The sequence below is a fragment of the bacterium genome (genome assembly GCA_021372615.1).
Taxonomy (GTDB): domain Bacteria; phylum Armatimonadota; class Zipacnadia; order Zipacnadales; family UBA11051; genus JAJFUB01.
The window spans coordinates 37,449-63,479 of the sequence record JAJFUB010000017.1; the positions used below are offsets into that span (position 1 = coordinate 37,449).

Sequence of the window (26,031 nt, forward strand, 5' to 3'; positions counted from 1 at the left end):
GTCTAGGGCCTGGTTCTCGTTCCCGCAGGAGTGACTGTCTTATGCAGCGCTATCAAACCAGAGCGGTGTTCATCATAGGGGCGGCCCTGCTGGTCGCCACGGCCTTCGCGCAGAACTACGAGGTGCGGACCTTCGTGGCCGACCCGAGTGTGGCGACCACCGATGACGCCTCGACTTCGACGAAGACCTTCCAGTACCTGTACAACTCCATCCGGCAGCGCTATGTGTGCCCCTACTGCTCGTACTCGCAGGCGACGGCGGGGAACTGCCCGGACCCGTGGAAGGCGAGTGGGCATCCGAGCAATCTCGCGCTACGTGACCTGTCGGCCCTGCCCAAGAGCCGGTTCCTGTCGCTGGCGGCCCAGGAGATGCCGGACCGGACCCACAGCGACCTGACGCTCCCCAACGCGGCCGGCACGCTGCTGTACCGGGCGCTGATCGGGCGGCCGTACAAGCCCAAGGACTCCGACGACACGACGACCGGGTCGGTGCTGTACGCCGCGGCGGCTGGGCTCATCAACACCGACGCCGCGGTCGGGCCGGTCATCGCTGAGAACGACCCGGTGCGCTGGCTGGTCATCCCGCCGACGCCGCTGCGGCGCGATGTGAAGGCAAGCGACTACACACCGGGGGTGGACCCGGACTACGGCCTGCCGCAACGGCGGCCGGAGGCCCAGGCCGACCCGGGCACGGACAACGGCGGGGATGACGACTGGCGCGCGCAGTTGATCGAGCCCCAGTCGGGCGACCCCGGCTACTTCGACGCCGCGAGCCTGCTCAACTACCTGGAGATCGGGGTCAATCCCTACCGTGTGGACGAGGGTGACACGTGGTGGGTGCGCTATACCGAGGTATACAAGAAGGATGCGGCCGATCTAGGCAATGTGGCCAACGGCACGTTTGCACGGGCGCAAGTCTCCATCTACAGCGTGCTGTACGGCTGGCAGAGCGGGGCGGACCCGAGCACGCCGCTGACCATCGATCCGAACGGCCCCCAGAACAACGAGACAGCGATCGCCACACCCTTCTCCGTCATCGCAGACAGCGGCGCGGTCCAGTTGACCTTCTCCGAAGGCGGCGATGACGCTGACGGCGATGCCAGGGACGGCTGGGCGGGCGACACGGTATCCGTGCCGGCGGGCCAGCTGGAGTCCTCGCGCACCTGGGTCGTCCGCTTCATGGTGCGGTCCAACTGCCGGCTGATCCCGGGCTGGCAGGACGTGGACGACGATGCGGTAGACCCGACCTACAAGGACATCAACGGCACGTGGCACAACAACGCCACCTTCGATGCTGATCCAGTCGCCTATACTTTCGGCGGCCGCAAGGAAGCGTGGATGAAGGCGGCGTCGGCCAGCACCGTGCCGACTGTGACAACCGAGACGGACGTCGAGCAGACCAACGATGAGCCGGAGGGCTATACCATCCCGGCAAACTGCACGGGGAACGGCATGGCGGCGGTGCAGTGGCGCGATCCCGACCCCGCCACCGAGGCGACCTGGACGCCCGACCCGACGGCCGGCGGCACCACGGCCAACGCCGTCTACCGGCGCACCGGCTATGAATGGCAGTACGACGCCGGGATCAACGGCGGCGCGGTGACGAACATCACCAACGATGAGATCGCCACCGGCGCCCCGGCCAACTACAGCGCGGGATACCCGTATGTGCACTTCGCCGGCGCGCGGTTCATGTCCACCCGTACCGAGACCCCCCCGACGAACACGCAGTGGGACAAGGACAGCGACGGCGACGGTGACGAGCAGGCCGAGACACAAGGCCTGGCCCTGGCCTACCCGAAGGTCATCATCGGTCTGTGCAACACCAGCGGGGTGGACCTGGTGTACGGCGCGTACGGCCCCGGGAGCATCACCAGCCGCCGGACCTATGACGTGGTGAACCGGTGGAACGGTGCGGCCGCGACCAGCGTGTGCAACATCTGCGGCGCCGTATGGGCTCCCCGATGGAACGGGACGGCCTGGGAGAGCACGGCGCCGACCGTATGTCCGTATCACAGTGCCGCGGCGACGGACATCACTGAGCTGACCGGGACCGGCGCGGGCAACACGACCTACAACGGAACGTATACCCGGCAGACGGGGATGGTCAACGGCCACGACTACTACCGGAAGGGTGCCACCTCGTACTACATCTACCACGCGCCCGCGCCCCGGAAGCGCTGGCTGATGGCCACCTCGACGGCCGTCACCTGGAAGAATGCCGCCTACTGGAACAACATGCTGGCCGGCACCTGGAACCCCCAGAAGGAGCCCGGCAACCCGGTAGTAGCGGCGACGGTTGATACGTCCAGCGGCGTGCTGGAAACGGCGCCACAGGGCGGCGGCGCGTATGACGCTGCTCTCGATGTCTGGCGCGCGGCGACCGCCATCGGCGATGACGAACGCCGCGAGCCCGCCCAGACGGTCCAGCACGTCTTGCCCGCGAGCGCCCTCAGGAGCGGCGCACGCAGCGTCGCCTCCTGCCGCAACACCGACTCGTCGGCGGGTTCGGACCCGAACGACACCGACCCGGGCACAAACGAGGTCTGGGCGGAGATACCCCGGTCGCAGCCGCCGTCGGTCCCCGAGGCGGCGGGCCACACCAACAACTACTCCGCCGACCTGGGCTACCGCGGAGGAATGGTGACCTTCCGCAACGAGACCGCGCCGACCGCGGACGAGCACGCGTATCCCCCGACGGTCTCGCCGCTGACCAACGGCTGGGACACCTTCTACCGCAACCCGGACCTCGGGTGCTTCCAGCCGGCGACGGGGCAGTGGCCGTACCTGTGCGACGCCGGGACCCCGGGGGACATCAGTGACGACCACATTGTGTGGAACACCACCAACTCCTGCTCGCTCCACACCGGGGCGACGGTGAACGAGGTGGAGGGCAGGCACTACTTCTGCCCGCGCTGCGGTACGGAGCGGCGGGATTCGGGGAGCTGCCCCTTCGATGGCACCCTCCTCGTGCAGATTGCCGTTGCCTCGGCCGTGCGCGAGGATCACCTGGTCGCCGAAGAGTTCGACCCCGTCGAGGTACAGGTGTCGGTGACGAGCAACGCGGCCGGCATCGCCCAGAGCGCCAGCGCCATCGAGATCGGTCGCGTGGCGCCCGGGGTGCGCGCGCAGCAGCCGGACACCACGGCGCGCGGCGTGGCGGCCAACAACTACCAGCTCACCGACCATCGGGCCTTTCCCGGTGACGTATCGCCGCTGCCGGCTTTGGGGCACCGCCCCAGCGACGCGAAGGCGACGCTGCGCAACGAGAGCAATGTGGCGCTGGACATGCGGGTCGGCAGCGTACACGACTGGGTGGCCGGCAACGGCCTAAACAGCCGCGGCGACTACCTGCGCCTGGGGCAGGACCCCTGGCTGGTCTCGTGGGGCCGCAAGGCCCAGGTCGGACCGCTCACACTCGACACACTGATGCCGCGCGTGAAGAACCCGGCGGGCAGTGGCCCCTATGAGGGAGACCTGCTGAACCGGACGTTCTGGAGCATCCTGGCGCCGGGGACCGAGGACCTCGGGGGAGAGGACACGTGGCTGCTGGCGGGCAACGGCACCCGCACGCCGGCGGCGGGTCTGATCACCGCCGGTGTCGCGGCCAAGCCGGTGCCGTTCGGCCAGCCGATCGGGACCTACACCGGGCAGCACGTGCAGTATCTGGATGACGGTGACGGCGTGTTCGAGTTCCAGCACTGGACCGGCAGCGGGTGGAGCGCCACCGATACTGCGGCGACGGAGTACAACCCTGCGGTGGACCTGCCGAGGGAACCGCTGGTGGGGCTGCTCAGTGGGCAGGTACGGGTCGTGGAGACGCGCGTGCCGCAGAGCGACTTCTACTCGGCGGACAACGACCCGGTCGTGCTGCCGAGCCCTACGCCGGGTGTCATGCAGGTCATCTGGTCGAGCAACCGCCTGTCGGCGGACTCGAGCCAGGCGGGGTATGACGCCGCAGCAGTCGCCGCCGGGGCAAACCCGACGGCTCTGCCCACCAGCCGGACGCCGCTGAACCTCGTGTATGTGACCACGACCGGCTATACCGATGCCGACGATCCGCTGTATCGGCGGTACGGGTGGCCTGTCGCGGGGAGCGGGGCCATATCGCCGGCACGGGCGCTGACCAGCGACCCCGACAACGCCGCTGGCAGAATCACCAACAGCTCGCCCTGGGCGATGTACGACCTGTCGGGCAACAAATGGTCGTTCTGGCACAGGAGCCAGCCCAATGCTGGCGGGGTCGAGTCGACGCTGCGATACCGAGGTCCTCTGGGCGCCGCGAACTGGACCTGGCCAACCGGCATTCCGCCCTTCATCTACGACACGGGCCTGGCCAAGCAGGGGATGCGGGGCTTCTGGACCAGCAACGGGGCCTGGCTGTTCTGGCACGAGGGGACACCGGGGCGCGAACGGCTGATGTTCCGGTGGAACTTCGACGGCTCGACCACGGCGAATGAGAAGCCGGTGCCGGTCACGAACCAGATGGGAGCGGGCATCACCGACCTGGTCAACGCGCCAACGCTGCCTGACGCGACCACCCCGATGGTGATCCGCAAGACCGGCACGAGCCCGTTCACCTACACCCGCGATGCCTCGGTGTTCACCAACAGCAACGTGGTGCACCTGTTCTTCTCGGGCTTCGTGACGCACGAGGGGCAGGCGGATGTCTGCTGGACGAAGTTCAACGCCAACACCATGTCCAACGCGGGCAGCGGGGTGACGTGGGCGAACGACAACTACTCCAAGCTGCCCTTCCCGCGGGTGACCGACGAGGAGATGGAGCCGGACGGTCTGCACCAGCTCTATGGCAGCCGGCACCTGGACTGGCTGGTGGGGCGGAACGCGGCCTCCGACATGCCGGTGATCCAGGCTTTCCTGCGGGGCGACGGCATCAGCCCGGCGTTCCAACTGCAGTTGGGCTACCACGACACGATCGGTGACGACAAGGCACGACCCTCGCAGACGTTCAACATCGTGTGGGATGACTCGCGCGCCAACTACTATGACCGGGCGCGGGGCATCTACTATGTGACGCCGATCCTGACCTCGGTCAACGGCTCGTCCCTGCCCGCGCGCTGCGGCTACAACCCGACCACGGGCTCGTACACCAGCGGCTGGTACCTGCGCGACCCGAGTTCGACGGTCACGGCCCCGCGGCCCATCAGCATGGCGATCAACCCGGCGGCCGGGACGGTGCAGTTCAGCTCGCCGCTGTTCAATGAGGACGCGCCGACGGATCGGACGGCGGTGTTCTGGTCCAGCGACACGTTGGGTGGCGGCGGATCTGATCCCGCGCTGGAGGATGTCGTGCTGCACGTGGCGTACACGCCGTACATCTACCGCGTGACGCGGAGCAGCGCGGCCGACGACGAGCCGTCGGCCTTCTATGATCCTGCAACCGCCGGGCGGCTGACCGTGTTCTGGCGGCGGAGCTACCCGGTCAGTGAGGCGCCGCACTTCGGCCGGCCGTCCTACATGTACAAGTGCTACACGACCTCAGTCCAGGTCGGGCGGCCCCCGGTATCAGGGAACGCCACGATCACGGAGTGGACCACCGGCAATTCCGTTACGTTGCTGTCGAGCAACCCCAATGCCGGCATCTACACGCTGGACCCGGCGACGGGGCAGGCGTACCTGCGGGTGGCGTACAATGACAGCGGCGGGACAGCTCGGGTCGAACGGCACCAAGTTATCGGCTGGAGCCAGGAGATGGTGGTGCCGCTGGACACGGTGATTGGTGACGGCTCGATGGTGGCGGTGCCGGAGTCGTTCAGCGTGCCGCCCACCGAGGGCGCCGCGGCGAGCGTCCCGGCCGTGCGGTACTGGCTGTTCTGGTCGAGCCCGCGCGGGGTGTATGACCTGCGGCTGGTGGAGGACAACGGCACACGGGTGGCAGGGGACCTGGCGGTGCACCCGTCTTCGGACATCTACTCGGCGGTCGTGGCGCCCGACTTCGGTGGCCTGGCTCCGGAGCGCACGGTGCCGACGATCTCGCCCGACCCGACCTAGGCGGCCGCGCCCCGGCACGGCGCCCCTCCCAGCACGCAGCCGGGGGGGCGTTGTGACGTGTGGTGGGCGCCACGGAAACTGCACATTCCGAGGGGAACTGTTCCCGCTGAGAGATGTTTGTACCGGATAGCCGTGCCGCGGCCGCGGGGGACGCACGGCGGTTGTGTAACGACCTCGCTTGCGGCGCCGGCATGGCCATGCCGGAGGGCCATCGGCGAGGGCCTCCGCGCGTGGCATGGTGGGTTGACAATAGCTCTTGCACGGGCTAAACTGCCCATGGCGAGAAAAGCTCGGCAAGGATCGCTGCTTGCACTGTAGGAGGAGCCGACGATATGGCCAGAGGCGCCACCCACGTACTCGGCCTGGACATTGGGACGCAGGCGATCAAGGCCGTTGAGTTGCGGCTGGCAGGCCACGAGGTTCGCATGGTCGGCCGGCCGGTGGTGATCCCGACTCCCGAGCACAGCGTTTCCGGCGGGCGCGTGGTAGATACCGCGGCCGTCAGCGAGGCGCTGGGCGACCTGCTGAGCCGCAACGGCTTCGGCACCAAGAAGGTCATCGCCTCGGTCGGCGGCGACACCGACGTGGTCGTCCGGATCACGCAAGTCCCCAAGATGACCGGCAAAGAGTTGGACGAGGCGATCCAGTGGGAGCTGGAGCGCCAGGCTCCCTTCCCCGTTGACCAGGCTGTCTACGACTACCAGCCCATTCACCGTCCCGACGCCCCCGCTGACGCCACCGACATGGATGTGCTCCTGGCTGTGGCCCAGGAGGAGATGGTGGATGCGCACGTCGAGTCGTTGATGGCCGCGAAACTGACGCCCGTCGCCATTGATGTCGAGCCGCTGGCCGTCGCGCGCGCCATGGTGGATGCCGGCGGCGAGGCCGTCGCCGATCAGACGGTCGTCATTGTGCACATCGGCGCCAGCAACACCGCGATCATCATCGTCCGCAAGGGGCTGTTGGCGTTCGTGCGCACCATCCCGACCGCCGGGGCGACCCTGACGTCCGCCATCCGCCAGAACATGACTGAAGACGAGGCCTCCGCCGAACGGGTCAAGCGCCTCTTCGCCGATCTGAGCGGCAGCTATGCCTATGAGGGCGCCGAGGCTCCGGCCGGCGAGGCCACCTCCGCCTTTGACGCCATCGGCGAGGTGGAGGACACGGACTCCGTCTTCGAGATGTCCGACGCTGACCAGCACATCGGCGGGTACGGCGAGCCGGACCTGGATGAGGCGGCGACGCAGCTCGAGATGGACACATCGCAGACCTACGCCGTGCCGCCGAGCACCGTGGCGCCCGTGGCGGGAGCCGAGACGCCCATAGCGACCGCTCCGGCGCCCGCGCCTGTGCCTCCGGAAATCGAGGCTGTGCGCTCTCAGGTGTACGAGGCCATCGCGCAGCCGCTGCTGGATCTGGCGACTGAGGTCCGCCGCTCGCTCGACTTCTACCGCCGTGGGCACCGCGACGAGGACATTGACCACCTGTACCTGTCCGGTGGGTCGGCAGTCATCCCGGGGCTCGCGAGCTTCCTGGGCGCCGAAATCGGCATGGGCGTCGAGGTAGCGAACCCCTTTGAGTACGTGGTGGTGGGGGACGAAGTGACAGACGAGTTTCTCAACGACGTCGGCCCGATGTGCGTGATCGCGGTCGGGCTGGCGATGCGCGACATGTTCGACTGAGGTCGGTCCGCCGACGGACGTCTCTTCCCGATCACGGGAGGCCGGATATTGCTTAAGCTAGACCTGCTACCGGCGCATTACACGGTTGCGCGCCGCAACCGCAAGGTGATCTTCCTGTCCATCCCGCTCCTGGTGGGAGTGGCCTTGCTGTGGCTGCTGGTGATGGTGCAGATGAACAGCACCATCACGAAGACGCAAACCCAGTTGGATGAGACCAAGGCGGCGGCGGACAAGGTGCGTGCCCTGCAGAGCGCGACCGAGAGCCGGAAGGCTGAGCTGAAGCCGATCCAGGACAAGGTGGACTTTGTGCTGGCGGCCGACAAGTGCGGCCAGCAGTATTGGGACGCCTTCTACGAAGTCAACAAGTACATCTTCAACCGGGCCCTGGTGACGAGATTCTCATTGACGCCCCCGGATGCGGTCGCCTTTGACGTCGAGGTCGAGAGCACCGAGGACGCCGGACGCTTCATTCTGAACCTGATTCGCTGCCCGGCCATCACCGCGATCAGCATCTCCGGTCAGCCGGTCGGTGGCGGGACCATCGCCGGTGTCTCCGGCGCCGCGCCGGCCGCCGCCGCAGGCGCCGGCGCTCCCGGTGGCGAGATGGGGCCGGGCATGCCTGGTGCTGCACCGGGCGGCGCGCCGGGAGCGGCCCCGGGTGGCGCACCAGCGCCGGCCGCGGGTGCCGCCGGGCCGATCCGGTTCTCTGTCACAGCCAAGCTGGTCAAGCCGCTCAGTGTGCCGCAACCACCCAGCGGGGCAGCGGCCGCTCCCGCCGGGGGCGCGGGCGAGCCCGGTGGCCCAGGTGGGCCTCCCGGAGCCGCCGGCGGACCGCCACCAGGTGGCGGAGGAGAGCCGGGCACCGGACCACCCGGTGGCGGCGACAAGGGCGGCGAAGAGGACAGTGGCGGCGGGGGCAAGGGCGGCGATTCGGGTGGTGGCGGCGGCGGAGACGAGTAGCGCTCGGCGACGGTAGAAGCCTGAGCAGGAAGTCCAGGGGAATCGGCAGGAGTCTGCGACTATGGGCAAGGTCCCAACCATCGCTATCGTGGCAATAGCGGCCGTGCTGGTCATTGGCATCAGCGTGGCGGCGTTCTACCTGCTGATCAAGCCCAAGAAGGAAGTCCTGACCAAGCTCCGCAGCGACTTGGCGGCGGAGCAGGCTGTGGTAGACCAGAAGTCGCAAGCCGAGGCGGACAAGGCGGCCGTTGACGCCGCCTGGCTAAAGGCACAGAACGAGTTGGCCGCGCTCCGGGAGCGCAAGAGCATCCATATCTCGATGTACATGCCGCTGCTGGCGATGACGGCCATCTGGTACGAGTACCGTGACGAGCTGCCCAGGGCGGTGCAGAAGTACCTGGAGGACCAGGGCGTGACAATTGAGCAGGGGGCCGCGATCCCCGCGCCGCCGCTGACGCCTCCCACGGTGCCCAGCAGCGGCTTCATGCAAGTACCGGGTGGCTCGCCCCTGAACCTGACGGTCAGGGGTACACTGGAGCAGATACAGAAGGTCTATCAGAACCTGTCGCAGTTGCCGCGAGTGGCGACGATCGGGTCGCTGAGCCTGAGCGGCACCGGTCGGCAACTGACCGCCACCTTCCCGCTGTCGTTGTACATCCTCGTGGAAGGCGCTGAGGCGGTGGCGCCGCCCGCAGCGGCGGCCCCCGCTGGAGGCCTGGGCGGAACGCCTCCGGGCGCCGCGGAAGGGCCCCCCGGTGGCGAGGGTCCACCACCCGCCGAAGAAGGCGGGAAGGGCGCCAAGGAAGACGGCGGGGGCAAGTCGGAGGACGGCGGCGGCGGGGGCGGCGGCGACGAGTAGCGCGAGAGGCATTGCCTGACAGCCGGGCGCAGGAACCACAGAGACGCGGCTTGCTTCGCAGGAGCCGGGGCAGCGGAGGCTTCAGTTGGAAGAGCAGAAGGGGAAGATACTCATCGCCAGTAGCCTGCTGCTCACCGTGGTGGCGGCTACAGTGCTGCTTCTGTTTGTACTGCCGGCGCTCACGGGTAGTGGGCGCTCGGAGGCGCAGGGCGGCGACGCCGGCGGGCCTCCTCCCGCCCCTGGCGCAGAGGCCGGCGCCCCGGGTCCCGGCGGTCCTCCAGGCGGACCTGGGAGCCCTCCGGGCGGTCCCGGTAGCCCTCCAGGCGGACCTGGAAGCCCCCCGGCGGCGGGAGGTCCCCCCGGTGCAGGTGGCGAAGCTGGTGGCGCTCCGGGAGCCGCTGCGCCCGCGGCGGCCCCGGCCGACCAGAGAGCGCTTGAAGGCTACCGACCGAACCCGTTCATGCCGCGGGGAGCGGAGGCCGGCGCCGAGGAGGAACTCGTTGAGCCGCCGATGGCATACAACTACGGCAGCAACTGGCATCGGCTGCCCATCACGGCGCGCCTGGGCTTCGTGCGGCCGAACATTCCGGCACGAGCGGCCGTACAGCCGCCGAAGCCGACCGAGGAGCCGTCGTTTGACGTGACCATCACCAGCATCCTGTGGACGCAGGAGGGCCAGGCGATGGCGGTGTACGAGAGCGGCGGCAAGAGCGGCGTGATCAAGCCCGGCGACATCGTGGGTGACTGGCAGGTGGCCGAGATCTGGCGAGACCGCGTCGTGATTGCGGACCGCAAAAACGGGCGCCAGCAGACGATCTACCTGACCGTCAAGCCGCCGGCGCCAACGCGGCCGAGTGGCCCGCCGAGCGGGACCGGGACTGGCGGGACGCGTGGTACGAGGGGGCGACCGGGCGGACGACCTGCGAACCCACAGGGCGGCGGCGTGGCGCCTCCGGGTGGTATGCCGGCGCCGGGCGGCATGCCGGCGCCTCCGGTCCGCTGAATCGGCGGAACAACCGCCACCGGGGCGGACTCTAACTAGCTAGATGGTTCATCCCGCGCCTCGCGGGGTGCATTGAAGGAGGCGTACCATGAAGCGAACAGGTTTCATCTGGCTCGTGGGGTGCGTACTGCTGCTATCGGCCGGCACAGTGTGGGCTCAGGGCAAGTTCTCGGTGCAGTTCGACGAGACGCCACTGAACCGCGTGCTGGATGCGTTCCGACGCTTCGACCCCAACTTGCAGTTCACACTGGCCCCGAACCTGGGGGACATCAGGATCACCGCGTCCCTGGTGGACGTGACCGTGGACGCGGCCATGGGTATCGTGCTGGACCAGGCGGGGCTGCGGGGCGTCAAGGACAACGGCGTCTACCAGATCAGCGAGAAGCCTGAGGCGAAGGGCGAGCGCACGGTGCGGCCGGCCCCGCGCTTCACGGCGCCGATATTCAGCCGGGCGAGCACACCGACCGAGGGCGCTGACGTCACGGCCGGAGCGGCGCCCGGCGCCGCCACAGCGGCGGCCGGGGCCAGCAGCACGAGCGAGGAAGAGGATCTCCCGCTGAGGCTCATCATCATCAAGTTCGCCGATCCGTGGGACATTGCTGACCTGTTCGGCGGCGACGTGATCGAGGGCGGCGGGATGTCGGGCGGCGGCGGCAGCGGCAGCAGTGGCGGCTATGGCAGCAGCGGCAGCAGTGGCAGCAGCCGCGGCGGCCGCGGCAGCAGCGGCAGTGACAGCGGCAGCAGCAGTCGCAGCAGTCGCGGGAGCAGCAGCAGCAGTGGTAGCAGCCGCAGCAGCCGCAGCTCGAGTTACTAGAGGACGTTGCGGGGCAACGGCCCCGCCTGACCTGATGCCGTAACGACTCTGCGACGGGGGCGTTCAGGTACCCCCGGGAGGAGATCATGTTGACGCCACGCAAGCGGTCGGTCATCCCGTCACTTCTCGCCGCGGTTCTCTTCACAGTCCTGATTGGGGTTGTGGCTTGCGCTGACGCCGGCAAGGGCGGTGAGCAGCAGCTCATCAACATTGATGTGAAGGACGCCCCGGTCGAGCAGGTTCTGCGCATGCTCGCCAAGGCGGCTGATGTGAACATCATCGTGGGTCAGGACGTCAAGGGCACCGTCGAGGCGGTCACACTGCACGACGTGACTGTAGACACGGCCTTGCGTTCGATCGCGAAGTCGTTGGGCTTCTTCTGGTATCGGGAAGACAACGTGTACTTCGTGTCCACACAGCCGACGCTGCCTGAGACGGGGCCCACCAGCCGGCCCGGCGGAGGACAGGTGGCGACTGCAGAGCCGCAGGCCGGCAGCGCAGCCGCGACCTCCCCTGCAGTGGCCCCCAGCACACGGACCGCTCCGACAACAGGTGTGATGCCGCCGCCGCTGCCCACGTCGGTGGAGCCGGCCTCGACCCCCGCGACAACTGAGCCCAAGATCGTCCAGACGCTCATCCCGCTGAAGCATACCGATGCCGGCGAGATGGCGGTGTTGTTCGGGGGCGTGATCTGCGCCGGCACCACCACGACGGATCGGTTCCCCGCTGTGACGCCGTCTCAGGCGCGCCACAACGCGGCGCGTGGCAAGCGCAACGCCCAGTCCGACGTGTTCGGGCTGAGCTTCGGCATGCCCGGTGGCAGTGGGGCCAGTGGCCTGGGGCAGGACTTTGGCGACACCGGTGGGGGCGGCCGTGGCAGCCGGGGCAGCCGGGGCTCGAGCAGCAGCAGCGGCCTGGGCGGCAGCAGCCAGAGCGGACGGCGGGGCGGCGGCGGGGGTGGCGGCGGAAGCGCCCTGGGCTCGATGCTGCCGGGCGAGATGGAACCGCCCATTGCCTTCTTGCCGCAGAACGCCTTGCTGGTGCAGGGCAGCCAGGAAGACATAGACCGCTTCAAGGAGATCCTGGACCTGCTCGACAAGCCCTCCAAGCAGGTGGAGATATCCGCCAAGTTCGTGAACGTCCAGACCACGAGCCAGAACGCCCTCGGCATTGACTGGAGCATCTCCAACGGGTCGTTGGAGATCTTCAACCAGGGCTTCGCGCCGGCCGAGGCCGTCAACAATGTGATCCGCTACACCCACGGCCGATTCACGACGCAGCTCAATGCGCTGATCACCAGCGGGCGCGCCACCGTCATCAATGAGCCGCACATCGTCACCCAGAACAACCAGTTCGCGGAGATTGACTTCACCACGACCATTCCGTACTTCTCGGCGACGATCTCATACAACCAGTATGGGACGCGTGAGGTGGACTTCGAGGAGGACGAGGTGGACGTCACGAACGCGCTGTGGGTCGTGCCGCGGATCAACGCGGATGACAGCGTAACCGTGTATCTGGAGCCGGAGTTGGATGACCAGATCGGTGAGGTCGAGGGGCCCAACGGTGAAGTGATCCCGATCGTCACCGAGCAGTACCTGTCCACCACGGTGCGGGTGGGCGACGGCGAGACGATCGTTTTGGGCGGGCTCATCCGCAAGAATGAGAGCAGCACCTCCAAACAGACGCCGCTGCTGAGCCGCATCCCGATCCTGGGCCCGCTGTTCCGGTCCAAGAACCAGACCAAGGACAACGAGGAGTTGCTCGTCTTCGTGACTCCCCGGATCATTCGTGACGTACCGAAGCAGTAGGCGCGCCATGCGCTGAGGTTCTACCCGCAAACGGCACACGAGTGGTGCCGTTTGTTGGTATCCAGGAACAGGTCTACATGACAATGGTGTCACCTGCGCGAGTACCACTGGCGACGATGGCCGACGCACAGTCGGCCGTCGAGCCACTGGTAGTGCGCGTGGACCTGGCGCGCGGTGGGTATGACATAGTCGTGGGGCCGGGGCTGTTGGCCGGCCTGGGCGAACTGGCGCGCGTGGTCGGCGCCGGGCAAGGGCTGCTGGTGGCGGATGACACCGTGGCCGGGCTGTACGGGGAGGTCGCCCTGCAGAGCCTGCGTGAGGCGGGGTGCCAGGTGTGCCTGGCGACGGTCCCCCCCGGCGAGGGCAGCAAGACGCTGGCCCAGGCGGAGCGGCTGTACGAGGCCTGTCTGACCGCCGGGCTGGACCGCGGGTCGACCATCTTCGCCCTGGGGGGCGGCGTGGTGGGCGACTTGGCGGGCTTCGTCGCGGGCACGTTCATGCGCGGCATCCGGTTCGTCCAGGCGCCGACGACACTGCTGGCGCAGGTGGACGCGAGTGTGGGCGGCAAGACTGCGGTGGATCTGCCACAGGCCAAGAACGTTGTGGGGGTCTTCCACCAGCCGGCGCTAGTGGTGGCCGACACCGAGGCTCTGCAGACGCTGCCGGAGCGCGAGTTCCGCGGTGGGCTGGCCGAGGTCGTCAAGCACGCCGTCATCGCCGATGCGGAGATGTTCGCGTACCTGCAGGCGCAGTCGGCGGAGGTGCTGGCCCGCGTGCCGTATGTGCTCCGGGCGCTGGTGGCCCGCAACTGCCAGATCAAGGCGGAGGTCGTGCAGGCCGACCCACGTGAGAGCGGACTGCGGGCGGTGCTCAACTACGGTCACACCATCGGCCATGCCTTGGAGCGTGCCGCCGGCACATGGGACCTGCGGCACGGGGAGGCAGTGGCATACGGCATGGTGGCCGAGGCGCGGGTGGCGGAGGAACTGGGGGTGGCCGAACCGGGGTTGGCTAAGCAGTTGGCGACGTTGCTGGCGGCCCTGGGGCTGGCGACCGACCGGCCGCGCGTGGAGGCCTCACGGGCGCTGACGGCGCTGCGGCATGACAAGAAGCTGGAATCCGGGCGACTGCGCCTGCCTCTGGTGCCGCGCCCCGGAGAGGTCGTGCTACGGGACGACGTGGCGCTGGAGGTCCTGGGGACGGCCCTGACGGAGACACTCGGCTGAAACGGACTGAGGACGATGGCGGCATCGCGGAGACGGAGTGCCCAGGGAACGGTACCAGAGATGCCTGAGGACCGCCGGCAGGTAGCCAAGTCCGCCCTGATCGGCGTGGCGTCGGTCGGCCTCACCGTGGCGGTGATCCTGGCCATCGTGGCCGGTGCTGTGCTGGTAGTGTTCGGGCCTTCAGCACCGATCGTGACGGTGCCGGACGTGAGGGGCATGGCCACCGAAGAGGCGGAGGGCAGGCTGCGCGCCGCCCGTCTGACGATGAAGGTCGTCAACGAGGAGTTCAGCACTGAGGTCAAGGAGGGCGCCGTCGTCAGCAGCAACCCCTTCGGCGGCAAGACGGTGCGCGCCGGCCGCGAGGTGCGCGTGGTTGTCAGCCGCGGCGGCCGCACAGCCAAAGTGCCGAAGCTGACCGGACTGACGCTGGCGGAGGCGAAGGACAGGCTGACGGAGGCCGACCTGCAGGCGGGCGAGGAGGAGCGGCGGAACAGCGACGAGCCGGCCGACATCGTGCTGAAGCAGGAACCCGCACCCGGGAAGGCGCTGCCGCGCAAGTCGAAGGTAGACCTGGTGGTGAGCGGGGGGAAGAAGTTCGACGTCTACGCCGTCGGAGACCACGAGTTTCTTTTCCGAACCCTCAAAGTCACCGTCCCGCAGGGCAAGGTGATGCAGCTCGTACAGGTGGACGTGAGTGGGGAGGACATGGACAAGTCGTTCTACGAACGGCTGTGCCGGCCCGGTGAGGTCGTCAAGGTGGATCTGTACGGGCCGCGGGGGGCGCGGGTACGGGTGCGCATCGAGGACGAGACGGTATACTCGACGCGGCTGTGACGGAGGGGCGTGACGTTTGGGGCTTACCGAGCATGACCTCATTCTGCGGGCGCAGGCGGGCGACCGGCGCAGCTTCGACCAACTCGTCGCCCGGGCCTATCCCCTCGTCTTCAACACGGCGTACCGCATCCTGGGCGACCACGACTCCGCCGCCGATGCCACGCAGACCTCGTTCGTACGCGCCTACCGCTCCCTAGGCACCTTCCGCCGGACCTCCTCCTTCACCACGTGGCTGTACCGGATCGTCAGCAACGTGTGCCTGGACATGGTGCGCCGGGGCCGGCGTCAGGCGCAGAGCCTGACCTTCGACTCCGAAGAGGACCCCCAGTCCGAGCGCGAGATCCCCGACGAACGCGAGCATCCTGAGCGCCTGACCATCGAGAGCGAACTGCAGCGGGCGGTGCACCGGGCCCTGGGGAAGCTGCGGCTCGAGCATCGTGTCGTGCTGACCTTGTATGATCTCGCCGGGTTCTCCTATGAGGAGATTGCCGAGGCGCTGAAGCTCCCGTTGGGGACCGTGAAGAGCCGTCTGAACCGTGCGCGGTTGGCTCTGCGGGATGAGCTGAGCAGTCATACGGAACTTATCCGGTGAGGAAGAAGTCGTAACGCTACTGGCAGACGGCTTGTTCCCACCGGGGCGCCGGACCCGGTCTCCCGGTGGCCGGTCTGTCGGAGCCGGCCCCACTTCGTGTCGTCCCACGGGCCCGGCATCTTCGAGTACAGCGGAGTCGTACCATGGACTGCCGAACCTGTCGCGAGCATTTCACCGAGCTGCTGGAGGGGACCGCTCCGGCAGCGGCCGTTCAGCATGTGGCCGGGTGCGAGGAGTGCGGCCGGGCTCTGGTCGAGGTGCGGGACACGGTGCGGGAGCTACGGAGCCTGCCCGTTGTGGCGCCACCGGCGGGGCTGCTGCGGGACATCTCGCGGGCGGTGGACGCCGCTGCCCGGCCGGCGCAGACCAAGACATGGTGGCAACCGCTGGCCGCCGGCCTCTCGATGGCGGCCTGCGTGTGTCTCCTGGTGTGGGCGGTCGTGCTGCATCCCGTCGGTGTGACATCAGACTTGCCCGGTGTGCAGGTCACGTACCAGGCGCCGACGTCCGCTCCCGCGGCGCTACCGGCTGCAGGCCCCGCGCTGGGCAGCGGCTCCGGCGGGACCGAGGGTCGCTTCCCGCGTGTCCCGAGGCGTGCCTACGCGGGGCGCGAGCGGGCCCCGTTCGTTCCGTCCGGCGGACGGGGGCAGAGTCTCCCCAAGCTGCCCGCGCTGGGCTCGTGGGGTGAGCGGCTGGCGCAGTTGCCGCCGACGAGTCGCCCGACGGGCGGAAGCTCCACCGCTACGGACGCGGGCACGGAGAAGCCGGCAGGGACCTTCGCCGCCGAGCCGGGCGCCGATGGAGCGCTGACGCCGCCGCTGCGCCGGCAGGCCGGCACGGTGCAGTTGACGTTCGTGCCGCCGCCCAGCAAGCCGGTGGGCGAAGCAGTCGTCGGCGAGCTGACCGTGAGCAGCCAGGCCGAGGCCATGATAACGCTGCGGGTGACGACGGAGCAGGGCCTGCGCGTGACCAATGCGCGGCGCGGCGTGGTATATGCGGGGCCGATGCGCAGCGGCGCGGCGCTGCATGTGCCGCTGCGGCTGTTGGCCTGGAAGCCGGGAACACACCGGCTGCGGGTACAGCTGGAGAGCGACGTGGCGGGGGTCGCAGCGGACCTGGAGATCGTGCTTTCAGAATTCGTGGGCGACATGGGGAAGAATGGCGAGGCAGTGGTGTCTCTAAGACTGTACGAGACACCCTCGCTGCGGGCCATCCGCAAGCTTGCCGCCGCCGCCGGTGAACGTGTGGTCATTCACGAGGGTGTCGAGGCCAAGGTGGTAACACTCGATTTCAGTGCCGGTGTACCCTTTGCCGCTGCCCTGCGGATTCTGTGCGATGACTGCGGCTACCGCGTCGAGGAGCGCGACGGAGTCTACCACATCCTCAGGTGAGGCGGACGCCGGCAGAGAAAGGTGAGGATCATGCGCCTGCTTCTGCCACTCGGAGTCGTCCTCAGCCTGCTTGCTGCCTGCTGCGCGCAGGCCTGCATCGTCATTCCCCACCCGCCGCCGCGCCCCGACATCAAGCCCCTGTACCTGGAGTGTAAGTCGCAGCACGTCGAGACCGTCATCGCCGACCAGGTGGCGCGCACGACGGTCACGACGGAGCTGCACAACCCCCACGGCCAGCAAGTAGAGGGCACCTTCCTGTTCCCCGTGCCGGCCGGTGCGAGCGTCAGTGACTTCTCGTACTGGATCGGCGACAAGGAGATGAAGGGCGAGCTGCTGGACCGCGACAAAGCGCGCGGGATCTACGAGGACATCGTGCGCAAGATGCGCGACCCCGCGCTGCTGGAGTACGACGGCGCCCAACTCTTCAAGGCGAGCATCTTTCCCATCCCCGCCGGCGGCGACGCCAAGACGAAGCTGCAGTTCACCCAGGTGCTCAAGGCCGAGGGCGGCCTGGTACGGTACCTGCACGCCGTCAAGCTGGGACGCACCACGCCCAACCGTGGGCAGCTCATCGTGGACGTGAAGATCTCCTCGAAGTCCCCGATCAAGTCCGTCTACTCGCCCACCCACAAGGTGGATGTGACCCGCAAGAGCGACCGCGAGGTGCGGGTCGGGCTGGAGCTGGACAGCACGGACTTCAACGCCGACTTCGAGCTGCTGTACGGGCTGGAGGAGAAGGACTTCGGCGTGAATGTCCTGACCTACCGGCCGGAGGGCGAGGCGGGGTACTTCATGCTGCTGCTGGCGCCCAAGCAGCAGTGGGCGGAGCAGGAGATCGAGGGCAAGGATGTCGTTTTCGCCCTCGACACCTCCGGCAGCATGAGCGGGGAGAAGATCGCGCAGGCCAAGAAGGCCTTCACGTACTGCCTCAACTCGCTCAAGCCGCGCGACCGCTTCGGTCTGCTGACCTTCGCTACCGAGACGCGTCTGTTTGAGGACAAGCTGCTGGCGGCGGAGCCGGACACCATCAAGCGCGCGAAGGAGTTCGTGGGCAAGATTGACGCCGCGGGCTCGACAGCGCTCAACGACGCACTGCTGCAGTCGGTGGACCTGTTCGGCAAGGGCAGCGACCGCCCGCGCATGATGATCTTCCTGACTGATGGCCTGCCGACGGCCGGGGAACGGAACGTCGAGCAGATCATCAAGAACGTGGCGAAGGCCAACGGCACGGCCAGCGACGACGATGAGAAGGCACGCGTGTCCCGCCTCTTCGTCTTCGGGGTGGGCGACGACGTGAACACCCACCTGCTCGACCGCGTGGCCGACGGCAACGGTGGGTCGAGCAACTACGTGCGGCCCGACGAGGACATCGAGGCGGCCGTGTCGGCCCTCTACGCCAAGCTGAGCCACCCGGTGTTGTCCGACATCACCCTGAAGCTGGACAAGGCGGAGGCGTTCAAGGTGTACCCGCAGAAGCTGCCCGATCTGTTCGCCGGGAGCCAACTCGTGGTGACGGGACGATACGAGGGCAGTGGCCGCTCGAACATCGTGCTAAGCGGCACGGCGAGCGGCAAGGAGATGGTGCACGAGTACACGGGCGACTTCCCGAAGGAGACCGATGAGAACGTCTTTGTGGCGCGGGTGTGGGCCGGGCGGCGGATCGGCTATCTGCTCGACCAGGTGCGCCTGAACGGCGAGGACAAGGAACTCAAGGACGAGATCGTCAAGCTGGCGATGAAGTACGGGATTGTCACGCCGTACACGAGCTACCTGGTGCAGGAGGACAAGGACCTGTCGCGGGTGGCGGCGGGCCAGCAGCGGGCCTTCGGGGCCGCGGCCAGTGCGCCGGGCCGGGGCGGGGCCATCGGCCCGGCGGGGCCGGCACCCACGGCGGCTGCCCCCAGGGAGGCCATGAAGGCCAACGTGGGCGCTGGTGCGGTGCACGTGGCGCAGAGCACCCAGGCGCTGCGCTCTGCGACCCAGCAGGAGGCCCAGTACCAGGGCTATCAGCAAGTGGCACAGAGGACCTTCTATCAGGATGGCGAAACATGGGTGGACACGTCCTGGCAGCAGGGGGCCCAGCAGGGGACGAGAATCCTGCAGGTGAAGGCCTTCAGCCAGGCGTACTTCGACGTGCTCAAGGCGCGTCCCGACCTGGCGCCGTATCTGGCGCTGAGTGATCGTGTCCAGGTGCAGCTCGCGAAGGTGGGCGTGCAGGTGGGGCCCGAGGGGTTGGAGACGCTGACTGCCGAGCAGCTTGAGGAGCTCAAGAAGTGATTCCCTCGCCCACGGTGTCGTGTGTTCGGAGCCGCCAGGTCCTGTCGTGGGGCCTGGCGGCCCTGCTGTTGACGGCCTCCCAGCTCTGGGCGGCTCCCTTCCGCCCCGGGGCGGCGGTGCTGGACTTCCAGAACGTGGGCGGCTACAGCGGCCACCTGCTGTCCCGCCGGGCCGCCGACCAACTGGCCCTGGACCTGGGGGCCACGGGGTGCTGGCGGGTCATTGACCGCACCCAGACGCGGCGCGCAGCACAGCAGCGCGGCCTGAAGCCGCCGTATGCCGTCGGCCTGATGCAGGAACTGGCCCATGCGGTGGCGGCCGACGTGGTGTTCACCGGGGCCGTCCAGAAGCTGGAAGTCAACGCCCGGGAAGGGACTATCCGGCTGGCACTGCTCGTGGAGTGCGTGGACCAGATCTCCGGACAACGGGCCGCCGCCACCGTCCAGGTGGGCGAAGTCACAGCCCGCGAGAAGGCGCCCGCACCCACGGATGTCCTGGTGGGGGACGCGCTGGCCGCGGCCTCGGCGCAGGCCGCCAAGGCCGTATCGGTCAACACCGGGCTGGTGCTGACCGTGACCGACCCAGGCGAGGGGAAGACGGTGCAACTGAAGCCGGCGGCGGGAGAGCAGGTCAAGAGCGGCTACCGGCTGCTGCTCTACCGCGCCCTGGTCGAGGGTGAGGAGCGCACGCCGGGCAAGCTGCTGGCAGCCCTGATGGTCAGCGAGGTCGGGGCAGAGACCTGCAAGGCGCAGGTGCTGGCGCGGGCCGGTGACATCCATACCGACGACATTGCCATCAGCATCTGCGCCCGGGGCAAGGGCGACTGAAGGCAACCATGCGCCAACTGCGTCTCTATGGGCCGCATGACCTGCGGCTGGAGGAAGCGCCCCGGCCGGAGCCCGGACCGGGTGAGGTGCTGGTGCGCATCGCGGCGGTGGGCCTCTGCCGGACTGACCTGGAGCTGGTCGAGGGCATCCACGGCGGACTGCTGAGCGGCGCGCAGCAGTACCCCTTCGTCCCCGGGCATGAGTGGTCGGGGCACGTGGTGGAGGTGGGGGAGGGCGTCGAGGGGCTGGCCGAGGGTGACCTGGTGATCGGCGAGACGGGCATCGGCTGCCTGCGCTGCCCGCTGTGCCTGGCGGGACACCACCAGCTCTGCCCCAACGGCACTGAGACCGGGATCATTCGTCGCGACGGGGCTCTGCGGGAGTTCCACGTTCAGTCCGCAGACTTCGTGCACCGGTTCGAGGGCGAGGCTGCAGTCGGGGCGCTCGTCGAGCCGGCCTCGGTGGGCGTGTACAGTTGCCGCAAGACGGGGGTGAGCCCCCTCGACCGCGTGATGGTCATCGGCGGGGGCGCCATCGGGCAGTGCTGCCTGCAGGCGGCGCGGGCGTATGGGGCGCAACAGGTGGTGATGGTGTCACGGAGCGCGCCGAAGCTGGACCTGGCGCGGCGGTGCGGCGCCGACGCTGTGGTCAATTCGGGCGCAGTGGACCTGCTGCAGGCCGCACTGGACCTCACGGAGGGCCACCTATTTGACGTGGTGATCGAGGCCGCCGGCACGCCAGCCGCGTTCCGGGATGCGCTCGTGGTCGGCGGGTTCGTCAGCCGGATCGGGCTGGTGGGCTATTCGGCGCGTGACGCCTTCGGCTACGGGTTCGAGACGGTCATTGATCGCGAGCAGACGATCATCGGGGTGCGGGGCAGTCCGCACGTCTACCCGGCGACCATCGCGATGATCGAGCGCGGGGAGTTGCGGCTGGAGGAGCTGATCAGCCACCGCTACCCGCTGGCGGAGTACCGCGAGGCCTTCGAGGTCGCCGAGGGCGGCGGGACGTCCGTGATGCGCGTACTGGTAGAAATGTGAGTGGGATGGAACTCACGGGTCGGGCGGGTGTCGAATAGTGGTGTTCGGGCAGGGCGGCGCGTCTGGGACGTCCGCGCCCACGCGGGGAGGCGGCCATGGCCCCGCGAGGGGCGCACGTCGCGGGTTGAACTGACCGGGCGGCTATGTTATACTGCGAGCAGTCTGCGGATGCCGGAGACCGTCCGGCTGTGGATGCGGTAGCACAAATCGAACCACTGGGAGGACCGGCGGAGACGCTGTACCGCCGGGCCCGAAAGGGGAGCGTGCCGATGCGTTTCCTGACGAGCCGGCTGGCCATGGGGCTCGCACTGCTGGTGCTTCTGCCGCTGTGTGCGCAGGCCCGGGAAGTGCAACTGGCCGGCATTCGGCTGGGCGACCACGCCATCAACATCCTGGATGTCTACGGCATGCCTGACGGTATTGCGGTGGGCGAGGGTGCTGAACTCACTGCGGCCCAGACCGCCGGTGGGGCGGCGGCCGGGGCTCCCGTGATGGGGGCGCCGACGCCCGACCTGATGGGCATGGCCATGAGCACCCTGGGCATGGGTGGGATGCCGGGCGGCGGCATGCCGGGCATGATGCCCATGGCAGGCGCCGCGCCCGGTGGTCCGGCCATGGGTCCCGGTGGGGCGCCTGGCGGGATGCCTGGTCCGGAGGGCGGCCCCGGGGCGTTCCCCGGTGGCGCCGCTCCCGGCGGGCCCGGTGAGGGCGGCGCTCCCGGCGCGGGTGGCGGCGCTGCGGCCGGTGGCATGGCGGCGGAGCCATTCCCCATCTGGGCACTGGCGGTATGGGTGGATCTGGCGGCCCGCGACGTGGAATGGGTCTACCAGAAGGGCCCGGTCGTGCTGGGCTTTGTGTTGGATCGTGACGGCTTCTGCAAGGTCATTGCGGTGGCCGCCGAGCAGTGCGGGTTTGCGCGCACCGCGCTGTGGTCGCCCCACCGCTATGTCAAGCTGGGCGACAACTTCAAGCGCGTGCTCTATCGCTATGGCTATCCCGACGAGACCGTGACCTTTACCGCCTCGGGGCCGGGGTCGGCCTCGCCCGGTGGCGGGCAGATCACGGTGAGCTTCAACCAGACCAGCCGCACCTATGCCCGCGACTGTCTGCTGCGGTACACCCAGAACAACAACGTGGAGTTCACGCTCCACGACATGGTCGTAACCCGGATCCATATCTGGGAATAGCCGCGCCAGGGACGAGTACACGCGCGGCCCTGCCTCCGGCAGGGCCGCTTCGCTTTGACGGGGGGACGGGCGCGAGGAATCGCGCCGCTTCTGCAGGTGGCGCGGTGGCGGTTGGCGAACTCTTCGACAACAGCGCAGGCCGGGCGGGGGGCCGGCCCTTCCCTCGCCTGGGTGCGACTTCCCCGCCCCATCCTGAGCATGAGGCTCCATGGCAGACAACGACGTCAAAGAGGAGATCCGGCGGCGCCTCGACGTGGTGGAGGTGGTGTCGCAGTACGTGCCGCTGCAGCGCGCGGGACGGCGCTTCAGCGCCCGCTGCCCCTTCCACCAGGAGAAGACGCCCTCGTTCTTCGTGGACCCCGAGCGCGGGTTCTGGAAGTGCTTCGGCTGCGGGGCTTCCGGGGACATCTTCTCCTTCGTGATGCAGATCGAGGGGCTCACGTTCCCTGAGGCAGCCGAGAAGCTCGCTCAGCGGGCCGGAGTGCAGTGGCGTGTGTCAGCCGGAGCCGAGAAGGCCGGCCAGGAGCGCCAGGCGGTGCTGCAGGCCAATGCCGCCGCTGCCAGTTGGTTCCGCCACAAGCTGTCCGAGCCTGAAGGGAAGCACGCCCTGGACTACCTGCGGGGGCGCGGGCTGTCCGACCAGATCATCAAGGACTTCATGCTCGGCTATGCGCCGGACGGCTGGGACCATCTCGCCACGTACATGACGGGGCGTGGCACCAATGAGCGCCTGTTGACCGCCGCCGGCCTGGTCAGGCCGCGCAACACTGGCGGGGGCTGCTACGACTTCTTCCGCCACCGGGTCATGTTCCCGGTGATCGAGGTCACCGGCCGGGTCATCGCCTTCGGCGGCCGGGCACTGGACCCCGAAGAGAAGGCCAAGTACATCAACAGCCCCGACACCCCGGTGTTCCACAAGGGCACGACGGTGTACGGGCTGAACCTGGCCCGCGAACACATCGCCCACGCCAAGCAGGTGATTGTGGTCGAGGGGTACATGGATGTGATCGCGCTGGTGCAGGCGGGCATCCGGAATGTCGTCGCCTGCCTGGGGACGTCCACGACCGAGGAGCACCTGAAGCTGCTGGGGCGTTACGCCGACAGCATCATCTTCGTCTACGACGCCGACGCCGCGGGGATGAGGGCGGCGCTGCGGAACATTGCGGTCTTCGAGAGTGCCGGGGCCGCGGCGCGGCTGGCGGTGCTGCCACCGGGGCAGGACCCGGACGAGTGCGTCCGCAGCGGCGGCCCGGACGTATTCCGCCAGTGCCTTGCGGAGGCGATGAGCTTCCCCGAGTACGAGATCAAGATGGCCTTCGCGCAGTACGACATGGGGGATGCCGATGGGCGCATGCGGGCAGCACGGGAGGCCGTCACAAGCCTGCTGAAAGTGCACGACCGGGCGCGGCGGGAGGAGTTGCTGGACCGCGTGGCGGCCCGTTGGGCACAGGGCGACCTGAGCCGCTCCGAACAACTGGCACACGTGTTGCGTCTGGAACTGAACCGTCGCTTCACCGATCAGCGGGGACAGCGTCGGGGGCGGGACTCGCGCTACGACCGCGGGCACATCATGGAGACACTAGCGCGCAGCGCCGGGGATGTGGAGCCCGGCGTGGTGCGGCTGGAAGAGGGGGTCCTCACGGCGGCGCTGCACGAGCCGGCGTGGGCGCGCGAGGTGGCGGAGAAGCTGAGCGAAGAGGACTTCGCCGATCCGCAGCACCGCCGCATCGCGGCCGTGCTAATGACCCGGGCGCGGCAGGGCGCCTTCATTCCGGCCGAGTTGGTAGAGGCGTTCGAGGAAGGCGATCCAGTTCGGGAACGCGCGATCGAGTTGGTTGTCGGCGATACGGTGTGGTCAGAGGAGGAATTCGGCGAGGCTATCGCGAAGATGGAGTACGGCAGGTCCACGCACGGCTTGCGCCCGAAGTACGACGTGACGCCGAGCGAGACGGCCGAGGAACCGGCGATTGAGGCAGGCGGGGAGGACTTTGAGGCGTGGCGGCGAAGAGTCGCCGCGGCCATCGATAGCGGTGAGATCGCGCCGGACGATCCAGACTTCATCAGGTTCATGCAACTGGGGAGGAAGTTTCAGGGCACCGGCCAACAGGGCTTTGTGGAGCAGGCCGGCCTGACATCGTTTTCGGCTTCCCGGAAGCTGGCCGGACAGGCGCCGGACCGAGCAGAGACGACAGACGAACCGTCGGGTGACCCTGACGAGAGGAGTTGAACTACTTGCCCGAGGGGAAGGACGCTGAGATTCACGAACTGGAGGAGGTCCGCGCGCTGATGCGCAAGGGTCAGCGGCAGGGCTTCTTGAGCTATGCCGAGATCCAGGACGGCCTCAGCGAGAACGAAGACCTGGAGACGGAGGACATAGACGAGGTCTACCGGTTCTTGACCGACGCCGGCATCCGCATCGTGGACGAAGACGAGGCGGAGGAGCAGCAGGAGGACGGTCTGGCGGAGGAGGAACTGGAGGAACTCGACGAGGTACCGATTGACGACTCGGTGCGCATGTACCTGCGCGACATCGGGCGCGTGCCGCTGCTCTCGGCCCAGGAAGAGGTCGAACTGGCGCGACGCATCCAGAAGGGCGAGGGCGCGGTCGAGTTCGACCCCCGGTCCAACACGCTGCACTTCACCCCCATGGAGCGCCTCGAGCCCCAGACCGTGTACAAGATCGCGGTGCGGGGCGGCGAGGGCGGTCTGCACGACATCGCCGGGCATTACCTCCAGAAGGATGACGTCTGGACCATCCGCACCGGCTCGCCCGATGCGCGGCTGCATGTCGTGGAGTGCTTCCCCGCCGGCAAGAGCAAGGGCGTGGGCGTGACGCCCCTGGTCACGATTCACTTCAACGATGCGATCATGGCCGACAGCGTGTCGGCCGACACGGTCCATCTGACCGACAAGGCCGGGAAGCCCATCCCCGGGAAGCCGGAGATTGCCGACAAGCCCTTCGTCGTGCACCTCAAGCTGGCGGACAGGCTACGCTACCGCAATGTCTATCACCTCGTGGTCAAGGGTGGCCCGCAGGGCGTCCGCGGGGTGGGCAACGGCAAGCTGGACCGGGACTTCAAGGCTAACTTCGAGACCGTGGCGCAGAAGTCCGCCCCGCGCGTGGTGAGCACCGATCCCCCGTCGGGCGCGCCGGCCGCGCCGCGCGCCCGGGCGATCACCATCACCTTCGACCAGCGCCTGGTGCCCGGCAGCGTCACCGAGAGGACGGTCACGTTGCTCGACGTGATGGACACCGCCGTGCCGGGCAGCGTCTACTATGACGACGAGCGGCGCGAGGTGCGCTTCGTGCCGGAGCGGGCGCTCATGTCGGACATGGCCTACACGCTGGGCCTGAAGGCGGGCAAGAACGGGCTGAAGGGTCTCGCGGGCTACAACCTCTCCGAGCCCTACCAGCTCACCTTCACCACCGGCGAGGACCTGGAGCCGCCGCAGATCGTGAAGCGGTCGCCGCAGCCGGACAGCAAGGGCTCGCCGCTGCTGGGCGTCATTGGGGTCG

At 68.4% G+C, this 26,031-nt stretch carries 16 protein-coding genes and 2 pseudogenes; all 18 read left to right on the plus strand.

Going from position 1 to position 26,031, the window contains the following annotated elements:
• Window positions 1-41: 41 nt before the first annotated feature.
• The gene (locus tag LLH23_02070) at window positions 42-6,011 is read left to right on the plus strand and encodes a hypothetical protein (GenBank protein ID MCE5237262.1); all 5,970 of its coding nucleotides are present in this window, start codon (window positions 42-44) and stop codon (window positions 6,009-6,011) included.
• A gap of 332 nt (window positions 6,012-6,343) precedes the next feature.
• On the plus strand, window positions 6,344-7,693 hold the full coding sequence (gene pilM, locus LLH23_02075) for a type IV pilus assembly protein PilM (GenBank protein ID MCE5237263.1): 1,350 nt from the start codon (window positions 6,344-6,346) through the stop codon (window positions 7,691-7,693).
• A gap of 48 nt (window positions 7,694-7,741) precedes the next feature.
• Window positions 7,742-8,653: a hypothetical protein gene (locus tag LLH23_02080; GenBank protein MCE5237264.1), complete on the plus strand. Its 912-nt coding sequence runs from the start codon at window positions 7,742-7,744 to the stop codon at window positions 8,651-8,653.
• Between the two features lie 61 nt (window positions 8,654-8,714).
• The gene (locus LLH23_02085) at window positions 8,715-9,512 is read left to right on the plus strand and encodes a hypothetical protein (protein MCE5237265.1); all 798 of its coding nucleotides are present in this window, start codon (window positions 8,715-8,717) and stop codon (window positions 9,510-9,512) included.
• Between the two features lie 250 nt (window positions 9,513-9,762).
• A pseudogene (locus LLH23_02090) lies at window positions 9,763-9,849 on the plus strand (chitin-binding protein).
• A gap of 123 nt (window positions 9,850-9,972) precedes the next feature.
• Window positions 9,973-10,515, plus strand: a complete 543-nt coding sequence (locus LLH23_02095; GenBank protein MCE5237266.1) for a hypothetical protein — start codon at window positions 9,973-9,975, stop codon at window positions 10,513-10,515.
• Window positions 10,516-10,603: 88 nt separating this feature from the next.
• Entirely contained in the window at window positions 10,604-11,329 is a 726-nt protein-coding gene (locus LLH23_02100; GenBank protein ID MCE5237267.1) for a hypothetical protein, read from the plus strand.
• 86 nt (window positions 11,330-11,415) lie between these two features.
• Window positions 11,416-13,140 (plus strand): hypothetical protein, encoded by a 1,725-nt coding sequence (locus tag LLH23_02105; protein MCE5237268.1) that lies wholly within the window; start codon window positions 11,416-11,418, stop codon window positions 13,138-13,140.
• A 77-nt stretch (window positions 13,141-13,217) separates the two neighbouring features.
• Window positions 13,218-14,366 carry a 3-dehydroquinate synthase gene (gene aroB / locus LLH23_02110; GenBank protein MCE5237269.1) on the plus strand — a complete coding sequence of 383 codons (1,149 nt, stop codon included), beginning with the start codon at window positions 13,218-13,220 and terminating at the stop codon, window positions 14,364-14,366.
• 60 nt (window positions 14,367-14,426) lie between these two features.
• Window positions 14,427-15,200 (plus strand): PASTA domain-containing protein, encoded by a 774-nt coding sequence (locus LLH23_02115; GenBank protein MCE5237270.1) that lies wholly within the window; start codon window positions 14,427-14,429, stop codon window positions 15,198-15,200.
• A gap of 16 nt (window positions 15,201-15,216) precedes the next feature.
• Window positions 15,217-15,792 carry a sigma-70 family RNA polymerase sigma factor gene (locus tag LLH23_02120; GenBank protein MCE5237271.1) on the plus strand — a complete coding sequence of 192 codons (576 nt, stop codon included), beginning with the start codon at window positions 15,217-15,219 and terminating at the stop codon, window positions 15,790-15,792.
• A 143-nt stretch (window positions 15,793-15,935) separates the two neighbouring features.
• A complete protein-coding gene (locus LLH23_02125; protein MCE5237272.1) occupies window positions 15,936-17,183 on the plus strand; it encodes a hypothetical protein in 1,248 nt (415 codons plus the stop codon).
• Between the two features lie 30 nt (window positions 17,184-17,213).
• On the plus strand, window positions 17,214-19,460 hold the full coding sequence (locus tag LLH23_02130; protein ID MCE5237273.1) for a VIT and VWA domain-containing protein: 2,247 nt from the start codon (window positions 17,214-17,216) through the stop codon (window positions 19,458-19,460).
• On the plus strand, window positions 19,457-20,287 hold the full coding sequence (locus LLH23_02135) for a CsgG/HfaB family protein (protein ID MCE5237274.1): 831 nt from the start codon (window positions 19,457-19,459) through the stop codon (window positions 20,285-20,287). The genes LLH23_02130 and LLH23_02135 overlap by 4 nt, the downstream gene beginning before the upstream one ends.
• A gap of 8 nt (window positions 20,288-20,295) precedes the next feature.
• Window positions 20,296-21,327 (plus strand): alcohol dehydrogenase catalytic domain-containing protein, encoded by a 1,032-nt coding sequence (locus tag LLH23_02140; protein MCE5237275.1) that lies wholly within the window; start codon window positions 20,296-20,298, stop codon window positions 21,325-21,327.
• A gap of 269 nt (window positions 21,328-21,596) precedes the next feature.
• Entirely contained in the window at window positions 21,597-22,514 is a 918-nt protein-coding gene (locus LLH23_02145; GenBank protein ID MCE5237276.1) for a hypothetical protein, read from the plus strand.
• 208 nt (window positions 22,515-22,722) lie between these two features.
• Window positions 22,723-24,741, plus strand: a complete 2,019-nt coding sequence (dnaG, locus tag LLH23_02150) for a DNA primase (protein ID MCE5237277.1) — start codon at window positions 22,723-22,725, stop codon at window positions 24,739-24,741.
• 5 nt (window positions 24,742-24,746) lie between these two features.
• Window positions 24,747-25,943, plus strand: a pseudogene (locus LLH23_02155) (Ig-like domain-containing protein).
• The last annotated feature ends 88 nt before the right edge of the window (window positions 25,944-26,031 follow it).